Source organism: Paraburkholderia nemoris (assembly GCF_905221015.1).
GTDB lineage: Bacteria > Pseudomonadota > Gammaproteobacteria > Burkholderiales > Burkholderiaceae > Paraburkholderia > Paraburkholderia nemoris.
On record NZ_CAJNBO010000001.1, the window covers coordinates 593,871 to 610,097 of the forward strand.

16 protein-coding genes are annotated in these 16,227 nt (G+C 61.4%); 11 read left to right on the forward strand and 5 right to left on the reverse strand.

Going from position 1 to position 16,227, the window contains the following annotated elements; all coding sequences use genetic code 11:
* Positions 1–122 precede the first annotated feature (122 nt).
* From KHO33_RS02610 to KHO33_RS02625, 4 genes are all read left to right on the forward strand, one after another.
* Positions 123–581 carry a response regulator gene (locus tag KHO33_RS02610; protein WP_175051437.1) on the forward strand — a complete coding sequence of 153 codons (459 nt, stop codon included), beginning with the start codon at positions 123–125 and terminating at the stop codon, positions 579–581.
* Positions 582–889: 308 nt separating this feature from the next.
* Positions 890–3,106 (forward strand): glycogen debranching protein GlgX, encoded by a 2,217-nt coding sequence (gene glgX, locus KHO33_RS02615; RefSeq protein WP_200561696.1) that lies wholly within the window; start codon positions 890–892, stop codon positions 3,104–3,106.
* Between the two features lie 172 nt (positions 3,107–3,278).
* A complete protein-coding gene (locus tag KHO33_RS02620; protein ID WP_054035481.1) occupies positions 3,279–3,458 on the forward strand; it encodes a DUF2934 domain-containing protein in 180 nt (59 codons plus the stop codon).
* A gap of 442 nt (positions 3,459–3,900) precedes the next feature.
* Positions 3,901–6,054 (forward strand): hybrid sensor histidine kinase/response regulator, encoded by a 2,154-nt coding sequence (locus tag KHO33_RS02625; RefSeq protein WP_200562267.1) that lies wholly within the window; start codon positions 3,901–3,903, stop codon positions 6,052–6,054.
* A gap of 54 nt (positions 6,055–6,108) precedes the next feature.
* Here KHO33_RS02625 and KHO33_RS02630 read toward each other — a convergent pair whose 3' ends face one another.
* The 4 genes from KHO33_RS02630 to KHO33_RS02645 form a co-directional block, all read right to left on the reverse strand.
* Complete coding sequence (locus tag KHO33_RS02630; RefSeq protein WP_200561694.1) at positions 6,109–7,128, reverse strand: class I fructose-bisphosphate aldolase; 1,020 nt, start codon at positions 7,126–7,128, stop codon at positions 6,109–6,111.
* A gap of 41 nt (positions 7,129–7,169) precedes the next feature.
* Complete coding sequence (locus KHO33_RS02635) at positions 7,170–7,490, reverse strand: thioredoxin family protein (protein WP_054035427.1); 321 nt, start codon at positions 7,488–7,490, stop codon at positions 7,170–7,172.
* Positions 7,491–7,657: 167 nt separating this feature from the next.
* The gene (locus tag KHO33_RS02640) at positions 7,658–7,945 is read right to left on the reverse strand and encodes a hypothetical protein (protein WP_054035428.1); all 288 of its coding nucleotides are present in this window, start codon (positions 7,943–7,945) and stop codon (positions 7,658–7,660) included.
* Between the two features lie 57 nt (positions 7,946–8,002).
* A complete protein-coding gene (locus tag KHO33_RS02645) occupies positions 8,003–8,419 on the reverse strand; it encodes a MarR family winged helix-turn-helix transcriptional regulator (protein WP_054035429.1) in 417 nt (138 codons plus the stop codon).
* A 184-nt stretch (positions 8,420–8,603) separates the two neighbouring features.
* Between KHO33_RS02645 and KHO33_RS02650 the strand changes: the two genes are divergently transcribed.
* The 4 genes from KHO33_RS02650 to KHO33_RS02665 all read left to right on the forward strand — a co-directional run bounded on the left by KHO33_RS02650 (position 8,604) and on the right by KHO33_RS02665 (position 12,598).
* Positions 8,604–8,984 carry a DUF2628 domain-containing protein gene (locus tag KHO33_RS02650; protein ID WP_200561692.1) on the forward strand — a complete coding sequence of 127 codons (381 nt, stop codon included), beginning with the start codon at positions 8,604–8,606 and terminating at the stop codon, positions 8,982–8,984.
* A gap of 129 nt (positions 8,985–9,113) precedes the next feature.
* A complete protein-coding gene (locus KHO33_RS02655) occupies positions 9,114–10,436 on the forward strand; it encodes a sugar efflux transporter (protein WP_054035430.1) in 1,323 nt (440 codons plus the stop codon).
* A gap of 329 nt (positions 10,437–10,765) precedes the next feature.
* Positions 10,766–11,878 (forward strand): phosphogluconate dehydrogenase (NAD(+)-dependent, decarboxylating), encoded by a 1,113-nt coding sequence (gnd, locus tag KHO33_RS02660; RefSeq protein ID WP_200561690.1) that lies wholly within the window; start codon positions 10,766–10,768, stop codon positions 11,876–11,878.
* A 15-nt stretch (positions 11,879–11,893) separates the two neighbouring features.
* Positions 11,894–12,598: an HAD family hydrolase gene (locus KHO33_RS02665; RefSeq protein WP_054035431.1), complete on the forward strand. Its 705-nt coding sequence runs from the start codon at positions 11,894–11,896 to the stop codon at positions 12,596–12,598.
* Positions 12,599–12,630: 32 nt separating this feature from the next.
* Here the strand turns inward: KHO33_RS02665 and KHO33_RS42575 are convergent, their stop codons facing one another.
* A complete protein-coding gene (locus KHO33_RS42575) occupies positions 12,631–12,756 on the reverse strand; it encodes a hypothetical protein (protein WP_267914162.1) in 126 nt (41 codons plus the stop codon).
* Positions 12,757–13,078: 322 nt separating this feature from the next.
* Here KHO33_RS42575 and KHO33_RS42580 point away from each other — a divergent pair, with 322 nt between their 5' ends.
* From KHO33_RS42580 to KHO33_RS02675, 3 genes are all read left to right on the forward strand, one after another.
* Positions 13,079–13,201, forward strand: a complete 123-nt coding sequence (locus KHO33_RS42580; protein WP_266226224.1) for a hypothetical protein — start codon at positions 13,079–13,081, stop codon at positions 13,199–13,201.
* 32 nt (positions 13,202–13,233) lie between these two features.
* On the forward strand, positions 13,234–13,440 hold the full coding sequence (locus KHO33_RS02670; RefSeq protein ID WP_093644221.1) for a hypothetical protein: 207 nt from the start codon (positions 13,234–13,236) through the stop codon (positions 13,438–13,440).
* A 388-nt stretch (positions 13,441–13,828) separates the two neighbouring features.
* Complete coding sequence (locus KHO33_RS02675; protein WP_200561688.1) at positions 13,829–16,222, forward strand: phosphoketolase family protein; 2,394 nt, start codon at positions 13,829–13,831, stop codon at positions 16,220–16,222.
* Positions 16,223–16,227: the final 5 nt, after the last annotated feature.

Genomic DNA, 16,227 nt, shown 5'->3' on the forward strand with positions numbered 1-16,227 from the left:
CGTGGCGAAAACCGAAGCGAATACTTGCGAGCGATAAGCGCTTGCCGCGCAGTGGGAGCGAATCTTGCAAGCATTTTCCTCGATGCCCGAAAGCGGCACCAGAAAGAAGCCAGGAGACCAGGGTGACGTTCGACGACAGAATGGACGAGAGCGATGACGTCGTGGTTTGGCGGACTATTCAGTATGCGATGGCATCAAACCGTCGCGTGCTGGTGGTCGACGATTACCGCGAAGCGGCCGAAGCGTTGCAGATGCTGCTGAACGCCGACGGCTTCGAGTGTCGTGCGCTGTGCGATCCGCTCGCCGTGTGCGGCATGGCCTGTGAGTGGCAGCCGTTCGCGGTTCTGCTCGACATCAAGATGCCCGGCCTCGATGGTCTTGAGCTGGCTCGCCGCCTGCGGGCCAACCCATTGACTTCGGACATGCTGCTGGTGGCCTGTACGGCTTTTGCTTCGCGCGAAGACAAGGTGCGTGCCAAGGCCGCTGGTTTCGACGCGCATTGTGCCAAACCCCTGACGCCGGAGCGCCTCTTGCGCGTGCTCGAGTCGGCAGCCGCGTTGCATACTGTGGGACCACAGTAAAGACGGCGCGATCATGCCCGTTGCGTCAATTTCTCTGCGAAGTTCTCACCGGCTAACCGGCTAACCGGCTAACCGGTTAAGCGGACGCTCTTTAGTCCGCATCATTCCTGTCTCCATCCATGCACGGCGAACGCATCGTATGCTGTGCTTGCACTGCGACGTCCGTGCGTTTCTCCGTAGTTGCCTGAAGGACGCCTTGTTCCGTTGCGTTCCAGTTGCGCAACGCTCGGGTCCATAACTTGCTGACGAAGCAAGCTTGCCCATTCAAAACGCGTATCCGAGCGCCCTCAGCTTTTACAGGAACCCCTATGTCATCCCAAGCCAGCTATTCGACGCGCATCGCGGAAGGCACGCCTTTCCCGCTTGGTGCGACGTGGAACGGAAGCGGCGTGAACTTCGCGCTGTTCTCAGCGCATGCAACCAGGGTCGAACTCTGTCTGTTCGACGAAACCGGCGAGACGGAGATCGAACGCATCGAGCTTCCGGAGTACACCGACGAGGTCTGGCACGTGTTCGTGCCGAATCTGAAACCGGGTGCGGTGTACGGCTATCGGGTCCATGGTCCTTATGAACCGGAAAAAGGACATCGTTTCAATCCGAACAAACTCCTGCTCGACCCCTACGCCAAAGCCCATATCGGCGAGCTCAAATGGGCGCCGGAAATTTTCGGCTATACGCTCGATTCGGAGGAGGGCGACCTCTCATTCGACGAGCGCGACAGCGCGCCCTTTGTGCCGAAGTGCAAGGTGGTCGACGCCAACTTTTCGTGGAGTCATCCGGAACGCAATGCGCTGCCCTGGGAGCGCGTGATCTTCTATGAAACGCACGTGCGCGGTTTTACCAAACGGCATCCCGAAGTACCGGAGAATTTGCGTGGCACCTTCGCGGGACTCGGCCAGCAAGTGGTGCTCGACTACATCAGGAGCCTCGGTGTCACGTCGGTCGAATTGATGCCGATTCAAACCTTCGTCAACGACAGCCATCTGCTCGACAAAGGCCTCACCAACTACTGGGGCTACAACACGATCGGCTTCTTTGCGGCCGACCCGCGCTTCTTCGCGTCGTCGATCGATTCGGTCGGCGAATTCAAGGAGATGGTGGACCGTTTTCACAATGCCAACCTCGAAGTCATTCTTGACGTGGTCTACAACCACACCGCGGAAGGCAACGAGCGTGGTCCGACGATCTCCTTCAAAGGCATCGACAACGCGTCTTACTATCGCCTGATGCCCGACGAGCCGCGCTATTACATCAACGATACCGGCACGGGCAACACGCTTAATCTGTCCCATCCACGCGTACTGCAGATGGTTACCGACAGCCTGCGCTACTGGGTGACGGAGATGAAGGTCGACGGTTTCCGTTTCGACCTGGCGACGATTCTTGGCCGTGAACCGCACGGCTTTGACGAAGGTGGTGGCTTTCTCGACAGTTGCCGGCAGGACCCGGTGCTCTCCGCCGTGCGGCTGGTCGCCGAGCCGTGGGACTGCGGTCCCGGCGGCTATCAGGTGGGCGGCTTTCCGCCCGGCTGGGCCGAATGGAACGATCGCTTTCGCGATACGGTGCGCGGCTACTGGAAGGGCGACGAAGGCGAGGTCCCCGATCTCGCCAAACGCCTGACCGGTTCGAGCGACAAGTTCAACCATCGCGGGCGCCGTCCGTGGGCCAGCGTCAACTTCGTCGCCGCGCACGACGGCTTCACGCTCAACGATATGGTCTCGTACAACGACAAGCACAACGAGGCCAACGGCGAAGACAACAATGACGGCCACTCAGACAACAAGTCATGGAACATGGGCAGCGAAGGGCCGACGGACGATCCGGAAATCCGGCAGCAACGCGAGCGCCAGAAACGCAATCTGCTGGCCACGCTGCTGCTTTCGCAAGGCACGCCGATGATCCTCGCGGGCGACGAATTCGGCCGCACGCAAAAGGGCAATAACAACGCATATTGTCAGGACAACGAGATCAGCTGGGTCGATTGGGAAGGCATCGACGATGACGGCCGTGCACTGACCGAGTTCGTCAAGAATCTGACGACGCTGCGTCATCGTCTGCCGGTACTGCGTCGTGGGCGTTTTCTCAGCGGCGAATATAACGAGGCGCTCGACGTGACCGACGCGCGTTGGCTTTCTCCGGACGGGACCGATCTTTCGCAGGAACAGTGGGACGATCCGTCGATGCGCTGCTTCGGCCTCGTGATCGACGGACGTGCTCAGGCGAGCGGCATTCGACGTCCCGCGTCCGATGCGACCTTGCTGCTGGTACTGAACGCGCATCACGACGTAGTCAATTTCACGCTGCCCGACATTCCCGAGGGTGATCAGTGGACCTGTTTGCTGGATACGAATATGCCGGTGCGCGCCGAGTTGCCGCAATTCAGCGCCGGCGACGCGTATCAGGTGACGGGCCGCTCATTGCTGCTGTTCGCACTCGACGCGCCAAGCCACGCGACGCAACGCGTGTTTGATCGCCTGGAAGAACAACTTACCACTGACGAAAACGAACCTCCTGCGGGAACGTGACGAGGTAGGAGCCTGGCGCGAGCGCTAGCAAGCAGGTATAGCGCTTGCTCGATTCCGGGTAGCTGCGCGCCAGTCGTTTTCCACGAGTTTTCCCCGGCCGGCGCGCGGTACAACCGATATCGGTCTTCGTCAGCTCCAACCGAGGGGTGATCAAATGGAACAGGAAACACAAATGGAACAGGAAGCAACGTCTCAGGAAGAACAGATTCGCACACGCGCTTACTACCTTTGGCAGCAGGCGAGCGATCCGAAAGGCACACCTGACGAGTATTGGGAGCAGGCGCGCGACGAGATCGAGAAGGAAGCGCCGCCGATAGAAAGCGGCCCGGTGGCTGACGCGCCGAAAAAATGACAATGCGCCGGCTCACACGCCGACGCGAACGCATCTCAACTCAACGCTGAGGTGCAGAAACGAGTTGCATCGTCGACGGCCCGCGGCCGTCGACGTGTGCGGCTCACGTGACCCGTTACACCCATTACGTCTGACCAATTGGGACCTGCCCGGAACCGACCCATCTGAGTGCTCTGCTCATCCTTGCCAATTGCATCGACAAATACCTGGCTTCGCCGCGTTGCAACACGCGGTGACCGCCCAATGAACGGACGCCCCGCGTGAGCAATGCGTGTGCCTGACGATCGGCAGCCATACGTGCGTCATTTCCGGCACGAGCCACGCTATGGAGAACGGCGGAAGTGCGGTAAATTCCGGGGAGACGAAATAGCGCACGAACAACGCGGGGCGCGTAGTGCACGACCGCCCCGGCCTGTCCTCATTTTTCATGGAGATCGTGACCTTGCAACGTGCCGAACGTGTCGCAGTCGATTTCCCCATGCCTTCGCGTAATTTCGCGGCGACACGGCGCGTGCTTCTGATCGTGCTCGCGGTTTCGATTGTGTTTCCTTTGGCTTGCCTTGCGGGTTATGGGTACTTCGATTACCAGCGCCGCATTGCCGATTCGAATGACATGATCGACCGGCTCGCGCGCGTCACCGAGGAACAGGCTGTCAAGGTGCTGGACCTCAACCAGCAGATGGCCTCGCGCATCGTCGACCTGCTCGGCAACGACAATGACGCGCAGATTCGCGCGCAGGAATCCGGCTTGCACGACCGTCTGCGACAGATCGGCGGCGACTTTCCACAGGTCGCATCGATTTACCTGCTTGGTGCGGATGGAAAGTTGCTGGTATCGAGTCGCGCTTTTCCGGCGCCGGTCATGTCGACAAGTCAACGCGAAGACTTCACTGCCGCCAAGGCGATGCGGCCGCAACCTTATTTCTCACTGCCCTTATTCGGGCCGCTCTCGCAAACCAATGTGTTCAACACCGCAACCGGCCGCTCGGGCGAGAACGGGCAATTCCTGGGCGTGGTGTCCGTGGCGTTGCGCACCGATTACTTTTCGCGCTTCTACCGTGAACTGACGAATGGCGATACGTCGCTCTCGTTAGGTTTGTACCGGCAGGATGGCAGCTTGCTGGTGCGTTATCCAGCGTGGCCGAGCGGCGCCAAGCCTACCCAGCAGAGCGCGTTCACCGCGGCATTGCGCGACAAACAGCTATTCGGCCACATCCGTCTGACGTCAACGGTCGATGGTGTTGAACGGCTGCTGGCGTTTCGCCGTGTCGGCGACTACCCGCTCTATGTGATGAGCGCCTATGAGACTGGGTCGATTGGCGCCGCGTGGCGCGAGCACTTCATGGCGATCGCGGCGATCACGGTCGTGCCTTGCGTGGCGATCTGGTTGCTGGTGTTTTTCTCGTTGCGCCAACTTGCCGGCGAGCGCCGCGCGTGGGAGCGCTGGCAAGGCGAAGTGGCCATGCGTCTCTCGGCCGAGGCGTCGAGCCGGCAATTGCAGCGCATGGGTGCGCTCGGCAATCTCGTCGCCAACGTCGCGCACGATTTCAATAATCTGCTGATGGTCGTATCGGCCAACACCGAACTCGCACGTTTGAAGCGCTATAACAACCTGGAAAAAGAAGTGCAAGCCGTCGAGCGCGCTACCGCCACGGCGGAATCGTTGACGCGGCGGCTCCTGAGCGTGGCGAAAAAGCAGCCGCTCAAGCAGGAACCGGTCAATCTCGCCACTTGGTTGCCGAGCGCCGCGCCGCTCATCGACGCCGCGCTCGGCGACAACATCGAGATGGCTTTGAACATGGTCGAAAACGTCTGGCAGGTGCTGGCCGACCCGACCGACCTCGAATTCGCGATCATGAATCTGGCGGTCAACGCACGCGATGCAATGCCGCGCGGTGGCCGGTTTGTGATCCGTTGCCAGAACAACCGTCTGGTGGGCAGCGACACCTTGCTGCCTGACGGCGAATACGTGCTGATTGCCTGTTCCGACGACGGCGAAGGGATGCCCGAGGCCGTCGCCCGTCACGCGTTCGAACCGCTGTTCACCACCAAGCTGCGCGGCTCGGGCTCCGGCCTCGGACTCGCCCAGGTCCTCGCCATGTGCGAACAGGCTGGCGGCACGGCGAAAATCGACAGCGTGCCGGGTAGTGGCACAACAGTCAGGCTGTATTTGCCGCGCTATCGCGAGCGGCAGAAGGCGACAGTGCCCGACGTAGAAACGGCGCAGCTGCCGGCACTGGCGTCGATGGGCGTCGTGTTGCTGGTGGAAGACAACGAAGATGTGGCGGCCGGCGTAGCCGCCGTGCTGGAAACCTTCGGCTGCGAGGTGCGGCACGAACCGACCGCCGACCAGGCGCTCGACGTGCTGAGCGGCGGCGCGAAGTTCGAGCTCGTGCTGTCCGACATTCAGATGCCGGGCAAGCTCAACGGCATCGACCTCGCGGAGAAAGTACGCAGCGCGTGGCCGACGCAGAAGATCGCGCTGATGACCGGCTACGCCGATGAACTCGAACGGGCGCGCCGGCTCGGCATAGCGATACTCGCCAAACCCTTCAATATCGACGAGTTGCATGCGCTGGTGGTTTGCGAACCGTAAGGCCGCCCTGGCAAGGGCGGCACTCGCGGACCGCTCGTACCGCTCGCCGCGAGATTAGCTCTTTTCCTGAGAAGCGTCGTACTTGCCGAGCGCCGCCGCGCTGTTCAAACGGGCGCGCTTGAAAAACGCCGCCTGGGCTTCCTTGACGTTACTCGCTTGTCCTTTCCATGCTTGGAGCGGCGGTTCCTGCAACGCGCGGCCATAAGAAAAGCTCAGATTCCACGGCAGCGGCCCGAGGCGATTCATTGCATCGAGATTGGCCGTTGCTTCTTCAGGCGTTTGCCCGCCAGACAGGAATACGATTCCCGGCACCGCCGACGGCACCGTGCGCTTGAGTATCCGCACCGTGTGCGCCGCGATGTCCGAGGTCGATGATTGCTGCGCGTGTTCAGAGCCCGCCAGCACCATGCTCGGCTTCAGCAGAATGTGTTCGAGCACCACGCGATGCCGGTGCAAGGCGTTGAAGACTTCGTGCAACACGGCCTCGGTCACTTCCGCGCTGCGTCCGATGGTGTGATCGCCGTCCATCAATACCTCCGGTTCGACGATCGGCACGATGCCCGCTTCCTGCGAGATCGCCGCGTAACGCGCGAGGGAGTCGGCATTTGCTTCGATGGCGAGGCGGCTCGGCAAGCTCGCCGTGATGTTGTAGACCGCGCGCCACTTCGCAAAGCGTGCACCTTGCCGCTTGTAATCGACGAAACGTCTGGCGAGGCCGTCGAGGCCTTCGGTGATTTCGTCACCCGGGGCGAGCGCGAGCGGAATCTTGCCGAGGTCCACCTTGATGCCGGGCACGATGCCGTTCCTCGCGGAAAGTTGCGGAAAAGGCGTACCGTCGTCCGCTTTCTGCCCGAGTGTTTCTTCGTAGAGGATCACGCCACTCACGAATTCGCCGAGTCCCGGCGTGGTCAGCAGCAGGTTGCGATAGGCGCGGCGGTTTTCCTCGCTGGATTCAAGGCCGATCGTCTTGAAGCGTTTGGCGATGGTCGGGCCGCTTTCGTCGGCGGCAAGAAGACCTTTGCCGGGTTGGGCCATCGCGTCGACGGTGGCTTGCAGCTCGCTACGGGTGTCCATGAAGTGTGCTCCCAGTAATCCGGCTAGCGGATGAAGTCTTGTCAGACCGACGCGAAAGCCTCGGCTATCTCGGTGGCGTTAGCCGGGCGCACAATGCGTGCGACTTCGGCGCCGTCGCGCATGAAGATCAGCGTGGGCCAGAGTTTCACCTTGAAGGACCGGCCCAGCGGGCGGCCGGGACCGTCTTCGATTTTCAGATGCCTGATGCCGGCATGCGGCTCGAAAGCTTTTGCGATCGATGCTTGTGCGCCCTGGCAGTAGCCGCACCAGTCGGTGCCGAATTCTATGACCGTGACGCCCGGGAAGGCGTCGACTTCGGCTCGTGCGGGCGCTTTGGGGGAATAGGCTGTTCGGGTTGCCATGAGTGCTCCGGTGCTTTTTTACCTGTGCCGGCAGGGCTTTCCACGGTCGCGGAGTCTCGCTGCCTGTCGATTTTTGTAAGAGTAGCAGCTATGGTCAGGATCGTCAGTGCGGGTGGCTTTGTCTGTGCGCAGGCAAACCCAGAACGCGGCCCGAAGCGCAAAACCTGCTACCTCGTGCATTGCGTGACCGCCTGAGCCAAAGCATCCTGACCTGCGGGGTTCTGGAAAAAGTCCTCGACACTAACGTGTTGTTCCTCGGCCAGTGCCTGCAAACAGCGCTCATTGTTGCTGCGTATGGCAGCGGGCGCGCAGGCAATTGCGATACCAAGCAGGACACAGAGCGCAATCCCGATCACGCCGCCAAAAATCCAGTTCGCAGACCACCGCACATGGCCGGCAGAAAACCTTGCGCCCTTGCGGATCGCTGTGCAGTGCTGACTCGCCAGATCATCCATTTACGCCTCTCGTTATAGTTAGCAAGACAACCATTTGGTTAAAAAAAGCGCCTTACCTTATCCAAGCGCTTTTCGCACGCCGTGCATGGAGGTAACGGCTGCTTCAAACAACTCTGGCCCAATCTTCGCTCGCAGATTTTTTGCAATTTGCGCGCTGGCCTCGTTGATCGGCCGGTCCAACGCCTTGCCGGCCCGCGTGGCATACACGCGCCATTCGCGTCCGTCGGTTTCGCCCTGACGACGCTCGATCAAGCCCTTGTCGCTCAGGTTATCGATCAGCCGCGTGGCAGTGGGGCGGGCGATGCCCAGCAGATCCGCCACCTGGCTGCTCAGGCAACCGGGCGTGGCCAGCACGACGCGCAGCACGAAACCCTGCGGCGGCGTCAGCCCGAATTCGGCGTACACGAGACCCCATTCGCGCTCGGCAAGCCGCGCCAATGCGGATGAATTGAAGTAAAGGCAATGATCGAACATGAGCGCTATTGAAACTCAATATGGTTAGCAAGGCAACTAAAATTTGCCGGAATGTATCTCACTGTTTGGGAGCCACCAGCGGGTGCATCGTCGCGCAAATTTCACACAAACGCATATTCTTGCAAGCGTGACATGTTAAACGTCATGATTCGCTCTCAAGGCATCATCGCGTTCAGGAAAGGACATGGCAGAAAAGATCTACCTTCGGCACCCCGGTAAGGATGAAACCGCCGCGGTCGCCACCGGTTTCAGTTGGGGCGCGTTGCTATTGGGCTTCGTCTGGGCCATGTCGAAGAGAATGTGGTTTGCCACTTTCATCATGCTGGCGGTCAACACGTTGCTGTTTTTCTCGGGTTTGTGGGGGGAAACGATCGGCACGATCGGGCTGGTGCTGTCGGTGCTGTTCGGCGTTGCCTGTGGTGTTTACGGCAACCAGTGGCACCGTTGGACGCTCGAGCAGCGCGGATACGTCGTGGTGCGTCCGGCGGGCGAGGGCGGTTCGGTGGGAGCGGATAGTGCTCAAGCTCAAGCCGCTCATGCACGTCCGCCTAAGCAAATCCCCTGAATTGGGATATGAGGGTCGCAGGTTTACGCGCCCGCAAGCTAGGCCGATAATGCCCCGGTCGTTCCGGCCACGAAGTCTGCGCCGCACATCGCGCGTCGCAGACTCGCTTTCCCTGACCCACCGCCACCCGTGTTGAAAACCTCCCGTTTTTTCGACCTGCTGCACATCCCTGGCTTCAAGCCGCTGGCCGCCGCCACGCTCATGCTCGGTGTGGCCATGTCGTTCACCGCGCCGTATCTGTCGTTGTTCGGCGTAGAGCGCGCCGGCATGACGCCGCTCAAGCTTGGCATCTTCATGACGTTGATCGCGGCCAGCGGGGTGCTCGCCAGCACCTTTGCCGGCCGATGGAGCGACGCGAGCGGACGGCATCGGCCGTTGCTGCTGGCGGCGCTGGTGGCCGCCGCCCTCGGTTATCTCTGTCTATGCGTAGTGCGTGACTACCGGCTGCTGCTGGCCGTCGGCATTGTCTTCATCGGTGCGGGCGGCTCGGCCATCTCGATGGTGTTCTCGTTCAGCCGCGCGGCGCTGCCGGTGCCGGACCCCGCGGAACGCGCGTTCGCCAGCGCCACCTTGCGGACCATTCTCTCGGCGGCGTGGGTGTTCGGGCCGTCGGTGGGCGCACTCGTTCTCGCCGGCGCCGGCTTCTATGGGCTCTTCCTGTTCGCGGCGGCAAGTTTTGCGGCTTGCGCGACCATCGTCTGGCGTATGCGGGAACCGCAAGGCCATCTGGGCGATCACACGGTCGAAGACACGGCCTCGGAACCGTCGGCCTCGATCACCGTACCGCCGCTGACCGCGCCCGGTGAAGAAGCGCACGAGGACTTGCCGGGCGTCGCCTCGCAGAACGACATCCGTCGTGCCGTGGCCGCGCTCACCTTGCTCGGGCTCGCCGCGAACGCCACCATGATCGTGCTGCCGCTCTACATCGTGCACGGCCTGAACGGCACGCATCTCGACGTGTCGGTGATGCTCGGCCTTGGCGCCTTGACGGAAATTCCGATGATGCTCGCGCTCGGCGCGAAGTCGTCGACGCTGCACAAGCCGAACTGGCTGGCCGCCTGCGCAGCGGTTCACGCGCTGTATTTCGTCGCGATGTCGATGGCGGGGAGCGTCCACGTGCTGATTCCGATGCAGATACTCAACGCGTTTGTGGTCGCGGTGACGTCGTGCCTCGGCATGGTCTACGTGCAGGATTTGATGCCGCACGCGCCGGGCCGCGCGACGGCCTTGTTCTTTAACGCGGCGCGGGTCGGCTCGATTCTCTCGGGCGTGTTGTCGGGTTTGCTGGTTCAGGCATTCAGCTATCGCGGCACGTTCCTGTTCTGCGGATTGCTGGCGCTTTGTGCGCTGGTGCTGTTTGCGGTGCCGGGTTATCGTTATCCGCTCATGTGGCGCGCGGTGCGGCGTTTCGCGCTCCAGCAATACGAGAAGGTCCAGGCGCGGCGACGTTAGGGCTTGCAGTCCACGCGTGGCGCGCTCCTCGTGCGCCCGAACCGATCCGATCTAATGGCCAAATGCGGCGGCGCCCGCGAAAGCGTCCCGCTTTATCCTGTGCCAGAAGTGTAAGAAGGCAGTTAGCTAAATCGAAGCCTGCGTCCTGAGCGCAGCACGCACCGACGCACGTCCGGAACTTCTGGCCGCGCAAAACCTCTGCAAAGAAGCGTATCGTCGTTTGATGCAGGCGGGGCAGCGCGTTTCACTGCATGAACGGTGCGAGCCTGCTACCGTGTGTCCGTCGGACCACGCGAAACGCAACTACAGTTAGGAGAGCCACTTGCCGCATGCAAAGCGCGCGGCATGGCCGCAGCACACCGAGCCAGATCGAGCACGCAACGAGACACTTTCCGGAGCGAGATATGCAGCTAGGCATGATTGGATTGGGACGCATGGGCGCGGACATGGTGCGTCGCCTGACGAAGGGCGGTCAGCAATGCATCGCTTACGACGTGCAACCGGCGGCGGTGGAAAAACTGAAACAGGACGGCGTCGCGGGCGCCGCATCGCTGGAAGACCTGGTCGCGCAACTGCAAAAACCGCGCGCGGTGTGGCTGATGGTGCCCGCCGCGGTGGTCGACAAGACGCTCGAGAACCTCGTGCCCTTGCTGGAGCCCGGCGACATTGTGATCGACGGCGGCAACTCCTATTACCACGACGACATTCGCCGCAGCGCCGAGTTGGCGAAGCGTCAGCTTCACTATGTGGATGTCGGCACGAGCGGCGGTGTTGCGGGACGTGAACGCGGCTACTGTCTGATGATCGGCGGCGAGCCTGAAGTGGTGAAACGGCTCGAACCGATTTTCTCGACGCTTGCGCCGGGCGCGGGCGCAGCGCCTGCCACGCCGGGGCGCACGGCCGGTGCCAGCACGGCCGATCAGGGCTTCCTGCATTGCGGTCCGCAGGGCGCGGGGCACTTCGTGAAGATGGTCCACAACGGTATCGAATACGGCATGATGGCCGCGTATGCCGAAGGCCTGAACATTCTGCGTCACGCCGATGCAGGCAAACACGCGCGCGAAGCCGATGCCGAAACGTCGCCGCTGCGCCGTCCCGAGCTTTACCAATACGAACTGAATCTCGCCGAGGTCACCGAGGTATGGCGGCGCGGCAGCGTGATCGGCTCGTGGCTGCTGGACCTGATAGCAGGATCGCTTGTCAGCGACGCCGATCTGCAAAGCTACGCCGGGCGCGTATCGGATTCGGGCGAAGGGCGCTGGACGGTAGCGGCGGCGATCGACGAAGGCGTGCCGACGCCGGTGTTGAGCGCGGCGCTATTCGCGCGTTTCAGCTCACGGGGTGACGCGGATTTTGCCAACCGGGTGTTGTCGGCCATGCGGCATGACTTCGGCGGACACGTCGAAAAAGCGGCCACGCCGGCCGATGGACACAAGAGCTAATTCAGGGGAGCCGCGATGCCAACCTCCAATACCACGCCTCACGACGTCGTCTTTCTATTCGATTGCGATAACACGTTGCTGGACAACGATCATGTGCTGGCGGATTTACGCGCACAGATGAAACGGGAATTCGGCGAGCAGAACTGTGCGCGGTACTGGGAAATTTTCGAGGGCCTGCGTGCGGAGCTTGGCTACGCCGATTACCTCGGTGCGTTGCAGCGGTATCGGCTGGAGAACCCTCGGGACACGCGCCTGTTGTTGATGTCGGCGTTTCTGATCGATTATCCGTTTGCGAACCGGCTGTATCCGGGGGCCTTGGATGCGATCAAACATGTGTCGCAGTGGGGGCCGGCGGTGATTCTGTCCGACGGCGATGTGGTGTTCCAGCCGCGCAAGATCGCCCGCTCGGGCCTATGGGAAGAGGTCGGGGGACGGGTTCTGATCTACATCCACAAGGAGCAGATGCTCGATCAGGTGATGGAGTGCTATCCAGCCCGGCACTATGTGATGGTGGATGACAAACTGCGGATTTTGACCGCCATGAAGAAGGCCTGGGGGGAGACGCTGACTACGGTTTTTCCGCGCCAGGGGCATTACGCTTTCGATCCCAAGGAGATCTCCAGCAATCCGCCTGCGGATCTGACTATCGAGAGGATTGGGGAGCTGGCTGATATCGACGTCGATATGCTTCTCAGCGGCGGAACAGTTGGGGGCGCTTAGGTTTTCTGCGGTTCGGCCCCCGGGGTGACTTGCTAGCCAAGGCCCAGCAGTTTGACCAGCAAGCCGAACACGCCCACCAGCACGGCGACGCCGGCGCACAACAGCACGAGTGAGAGAAGGAGAATCAGGGGCCCTTTGAGGCGGCTGGATGTCGACATGGTGGCCGGTCACATAATGGGCGAGCAGCAGAGGACGCGCCAGATGCGGCCCGCCATCGCGCATTTAGCATGGAGAGCTTAATCGCATTCACTTAATGTTCACTTAAAGTCCGGCGCAAGACCACCAGCCTCTGCCGCGCCAACGGCCCGTCGGCCGGACCGTCCAACACCGTACAGACACGGCGGCCAATTGAGCGCATGATCCTTGCTTGGCGCGCGTCGTAACCTGATTTCCTCAAAATCGGCCGCGCGCTCAATCGGATGCCCACTTTCACGTCGCAGGCGCTCAAACGCAGTGCGGCCGGCGGGCCAAGGAGAAATCATGACATCCGCAATCTGGGGCATCGTAGCAGGCATGGCGCTGATGGTCGGCGCTTCGATGTACCTGCGTCAGCTTCGTCTCCTGCACCGCCCGGACCCCCGTTGGACTGGCAAGAAACGTTGATTCGTCCCACATCCTCGAAAAAGGGAGGCACCATGTCACCAGTACCTGCTCCGCGACGTTCGCCGTCGCCGTTACGTCAGTCCGATTCGCCTGGCGCCGTGCGCGACCGGCGCGCGGAACTAGGCCGCGCCGACGAAGCGCGCGCCGAACAACGCGAACGCGACGACACGCGCAACGATCCCAATGCCAGCAAATGGCGCTACCAGCCACCACAGCGGAAAGAGAAAGAGCCGGTGTAAGGTCTGCAACTGAAGGGCCGGCAACTGAACACCCGCGAAAGAACGAACACACAATCGAACGGGCGCTAGCCAACGTTCGGGTCGGCAATCGGATCGGCCATTTCCCTATCGGCGCTTGCCGCGCCTACACGAAAGCGACGCACACGTGTCGCAAGATCAAGCTTTGGACGATCGCGCCGAACCATGACGCGCGCTTCCTGTCACACCCCTGACGATCACCGGCCCGCCCCCAGGAGCCTTGTACAAGGGATCTTTGCCCTACGCTTGCGTTATGTCATGCGCATGACAAGGCGGCCGTCATTGCCGGTTTTTCTTCACTGATCGCGTCGCGAACAATCGCAGCAGCACCCGCTAACCAGCCTGACAGTCCTTTTCAAGGAGTGGCGCCATGGCCGAAGCAACCTCCCGTCCGACCCCGCCGAAAATATTGGAGCCCGAAACGTTGCGCAAGATGGACCGCTACTGGCGTGCCTGCAACTACCTCTCGGCCGGCATGATCTACCTGCGCGACAACCCGCTGTTGCGTGAACCGCTCAAACCCGAACACATCAAGAACCGCCTGCTGGGCCATTGGGGCTCGGACCCGGGGCAAAGCTTCCTGCTGGTGCATCTGAACCGGCTGATCAAAAAGCTCGATCTGAACGTGATCTATATCGCCGGCCCGGGCCACGGTGCGCCTGCCACGCTGGCGCATTGCTACCTCGAAGGCCATTACTCGGAAATCTATCCTGACCGCAGCGAGGACGAAGCCGGCATGCGGCGATTCTTCCGCCAGTTCTCGTTTCCCGGCGGCATCGGCTCGCATTGCACGCCCGAAACGCCAGGTTCGATTCACGAAGGCGGTGAGCTCGGCTATAGCCTGTCGCACGGCTACGGTGCGGCGTTCGACAACCCCGACCTGATTGTCACGGTGATGATCGGTGACGGCGAGGCGGAAACCGGGCCGCTCGCCACCTCATGGCACTCGAACAAATTCCTCAACCCGATCCGCGATGGCGCGGTGCTGCCGGTTCTGCATCTGAACGGCTACAAGATCGCCAATCCGACGATCCTCACGCGGATTCCTCGCGAGGAACTCGAAGCCTTGCTGACCGGCTATGGCCACAAGCCGTATTTCGTCGAAGGCGACGATCCGGACACCATGCACCAGCAAATGGCCGCGACGCTCGAACAATGCATCGGCGAAATCCGCGCCATCCAGAAGCATGCGCGTGAAGCTAATGATGCGACGCGTCCGCGCTGGCCGATGATCGTGCTGCGTTCGCCGAAAGGCTGGACCGGGCCGAAGGAAGTCGACGGCCATCAGGTGGAAGGGTCGTGGCGCGCGCACCAGGTGCCGGTGCTCGATCCGGTCACGAATAGCAAGAGCCTGAAGCTCGTGGAGAGCTGGCTGCGCAGTTATGAACCGGAATCGTTATTCGACAAAGCGGGGCGCTTGGTCGACGAACTGCGCGAACTTGCGCCCGAAGGCACGCGCCGCATCAGCGCCAATCCGCATGCGAATGGCGGCCTGCTGTGTAAAACGCTCGACCTGCCGGCGTTTTGCGACTACGCGGTAGCGGTGAAAAAGCCGGGCGGCTCGTACACGTCGCCTACCGAGGTGCTCGGCACGTTTCTGCGCGACGTCATGCGCAACAACATGACGAACTTCCGCGTATTCGGCCCCGACGAAACCGCGAGCAACAAGCTGACGGCGATCTACGAGGCCTCCGAGAAAACCTGGGTCGCCGAAACGATGGCAAGCGACGCCGACGGCGGCGAACTCTCCGTGGACGGCCGCGTGATGGAGATGCTGAGCGAACACACGCTCGAAGGCTGGTTCGAAGGTTACGTGCTGACCGGACGCCATGGGCTGTTCGCCACCTATGAAGCGTTCGTCCATGTGATCGATTCGATGTTCAACCAGCACGCCAAGTGGCTGGAGAAAGCGAAGCGCGATCTCGGCTGGCGGCAGCCGGTGCCCTCGATCAACCTGCTGATCACGTCGCTGGTATGGCGTCAGGATCACAATGGCTTCACGCACCAGGACCCGGGGTTTCTTGATGTCGTGACCAACAAGAGCCCGGACGTGGTGCGCATTTATCTACCACCGGACGCGAACTGTTTGCTGAGCGTCGCCGATCATTGTTTGCGTTCACGCGACTACGTCAACGTGATCGTGGCCGACAAGCAGCCGCATCTGCAGTATCTCGACATGGACTCGGCCGTCACGCATTGCACCAAGGGCATCGGCATCTGGGATTGGGCGTCGACGGATCAGGGTGTCGAGCCGGACGTGGTGATGGCGTGCGCGGGTGACATCGCGACCATGGAAGCGCTTGCCGCCGTGCAGATTCTGAAAGAGCGCTTTCCCGAGTTGAAGATCCGCTTCGTCAACGTGGTCGACCTGTTCCGCCTGATGCCCGAACATGCGCATCCGCACGGCCTGTCGGATCGCGATTTCGATTCGTTGTTCACCACCAGTGCGCCGGTGATTTTCAACTTCCATTCGTATGCGTCGCTGGTGCATAAGCTCACGTACAACCGCACCAATCACGGCAATCTGCACGTGCACGGCTACCACGAGAAAGGCAACATCAACACGCCGCTCGAACTGGCGATCATCAATCAGGTAGACCGTTTCTCGCTGGCTATCGACGTGATCGATCGCGTGCCGGCGCTGCGCGGCGTCGGCGACCACGCGAAGGAGTGGCTGCGTGGACAGATCATCGAACATCTTGCTTATGCGCATGCCGAAGGCATCGACAAGGAAGAGATCCGCAACTGGACGTGGAAGGGCTGAGCGGA

Coding starts and splice junctions, on each gene's coding strand:
- glgX (WP_200561696.1), top strand. CDS start 890: ATGTCATCCCAAGCCAGCTATTCGACGCGCATCGCGGAAGGCACGCCT.
- KHO33_RS02620 (WP_054035481.1), top strand. CDS start 3,279: ATGGAACAGGAAGCAACGTCTCAGGAAGAACAGATTCGCACACGCGCT.
- KHO33_RS02630 (WP_200561694.1), bottom strand. CDS start 7,128: ATGGACACCCGTAGCGAGCTGCAAGCCACCGTCGACGCGATGGCCCAA.
- KHO33_RS02635 (WP_054035427.1), bottom strand. CDS start 7,490: ATGGCAACCCGAACAGCCTATTCCCCCAAAGCGCCCGCACGAGCCGAA.
- KHO33_RS02640 (WP_054035428.1), bottom strand. CDS start 7,945: ATGGATGATCTGGCGAGTCAGCACTGCACAGCGATCCGCAAGGGCGCA.
- KHO33_RS02645 (WP_054035429.1), bottom strand. CDS start 8,419: ATGTTCGATCATTGCCTTTACTTCAATTCATCCGCATTGGCGCGGCTT.
- KHO33_RS02650 (WP_200561692.1), top strand. CDS start 8,604: ATGGCAGAAAAGATCTACCTTCGGCACCCCGGTAAGGATGAAACCGCC.
- gnd (WP_200561690.1), top strand. CDS start 10,766: ATGCAAAGCGCGCGGCATGGCCGCAGCACACCGAGCCAGATCGAGCAC.
- KHO33_RS02665 (WP_054035431.1), top strand. CDS start 11,894: ATGCCAACCTCCAATACCACGCCTCACGACGTCGTCTTTCTATTCGAT.
- KHO33_RS42575 (WP_267914162.1), bottom strand. CDS start 12,756: ATGTCGACATCCAGCCGCCTCAAAGGGCCCCTGATTCTCCTTCTCTCA.
- KHO33_RS42580 (WP_266226224.1), top strand. CDS start 13,079: ATGACATCCGCAATCTGGGGCATCGTAGCAGGCATGGCGCTGATGGTC.
- KHO33_RS02670 (WP_093644221.1), top strand. CDS start 13,234: ATGTCACCAGTACCTGCTCCGCGACGTTCGCCGTCGCCGTTACGTCAG.
- KHO33_RS02675 (WP_200561688.1), top strand. CDS start 13,829: ATGGCCGAAGCAACCTCCCGTCCGACCCCGCCGAAAATATTGGAGCCC.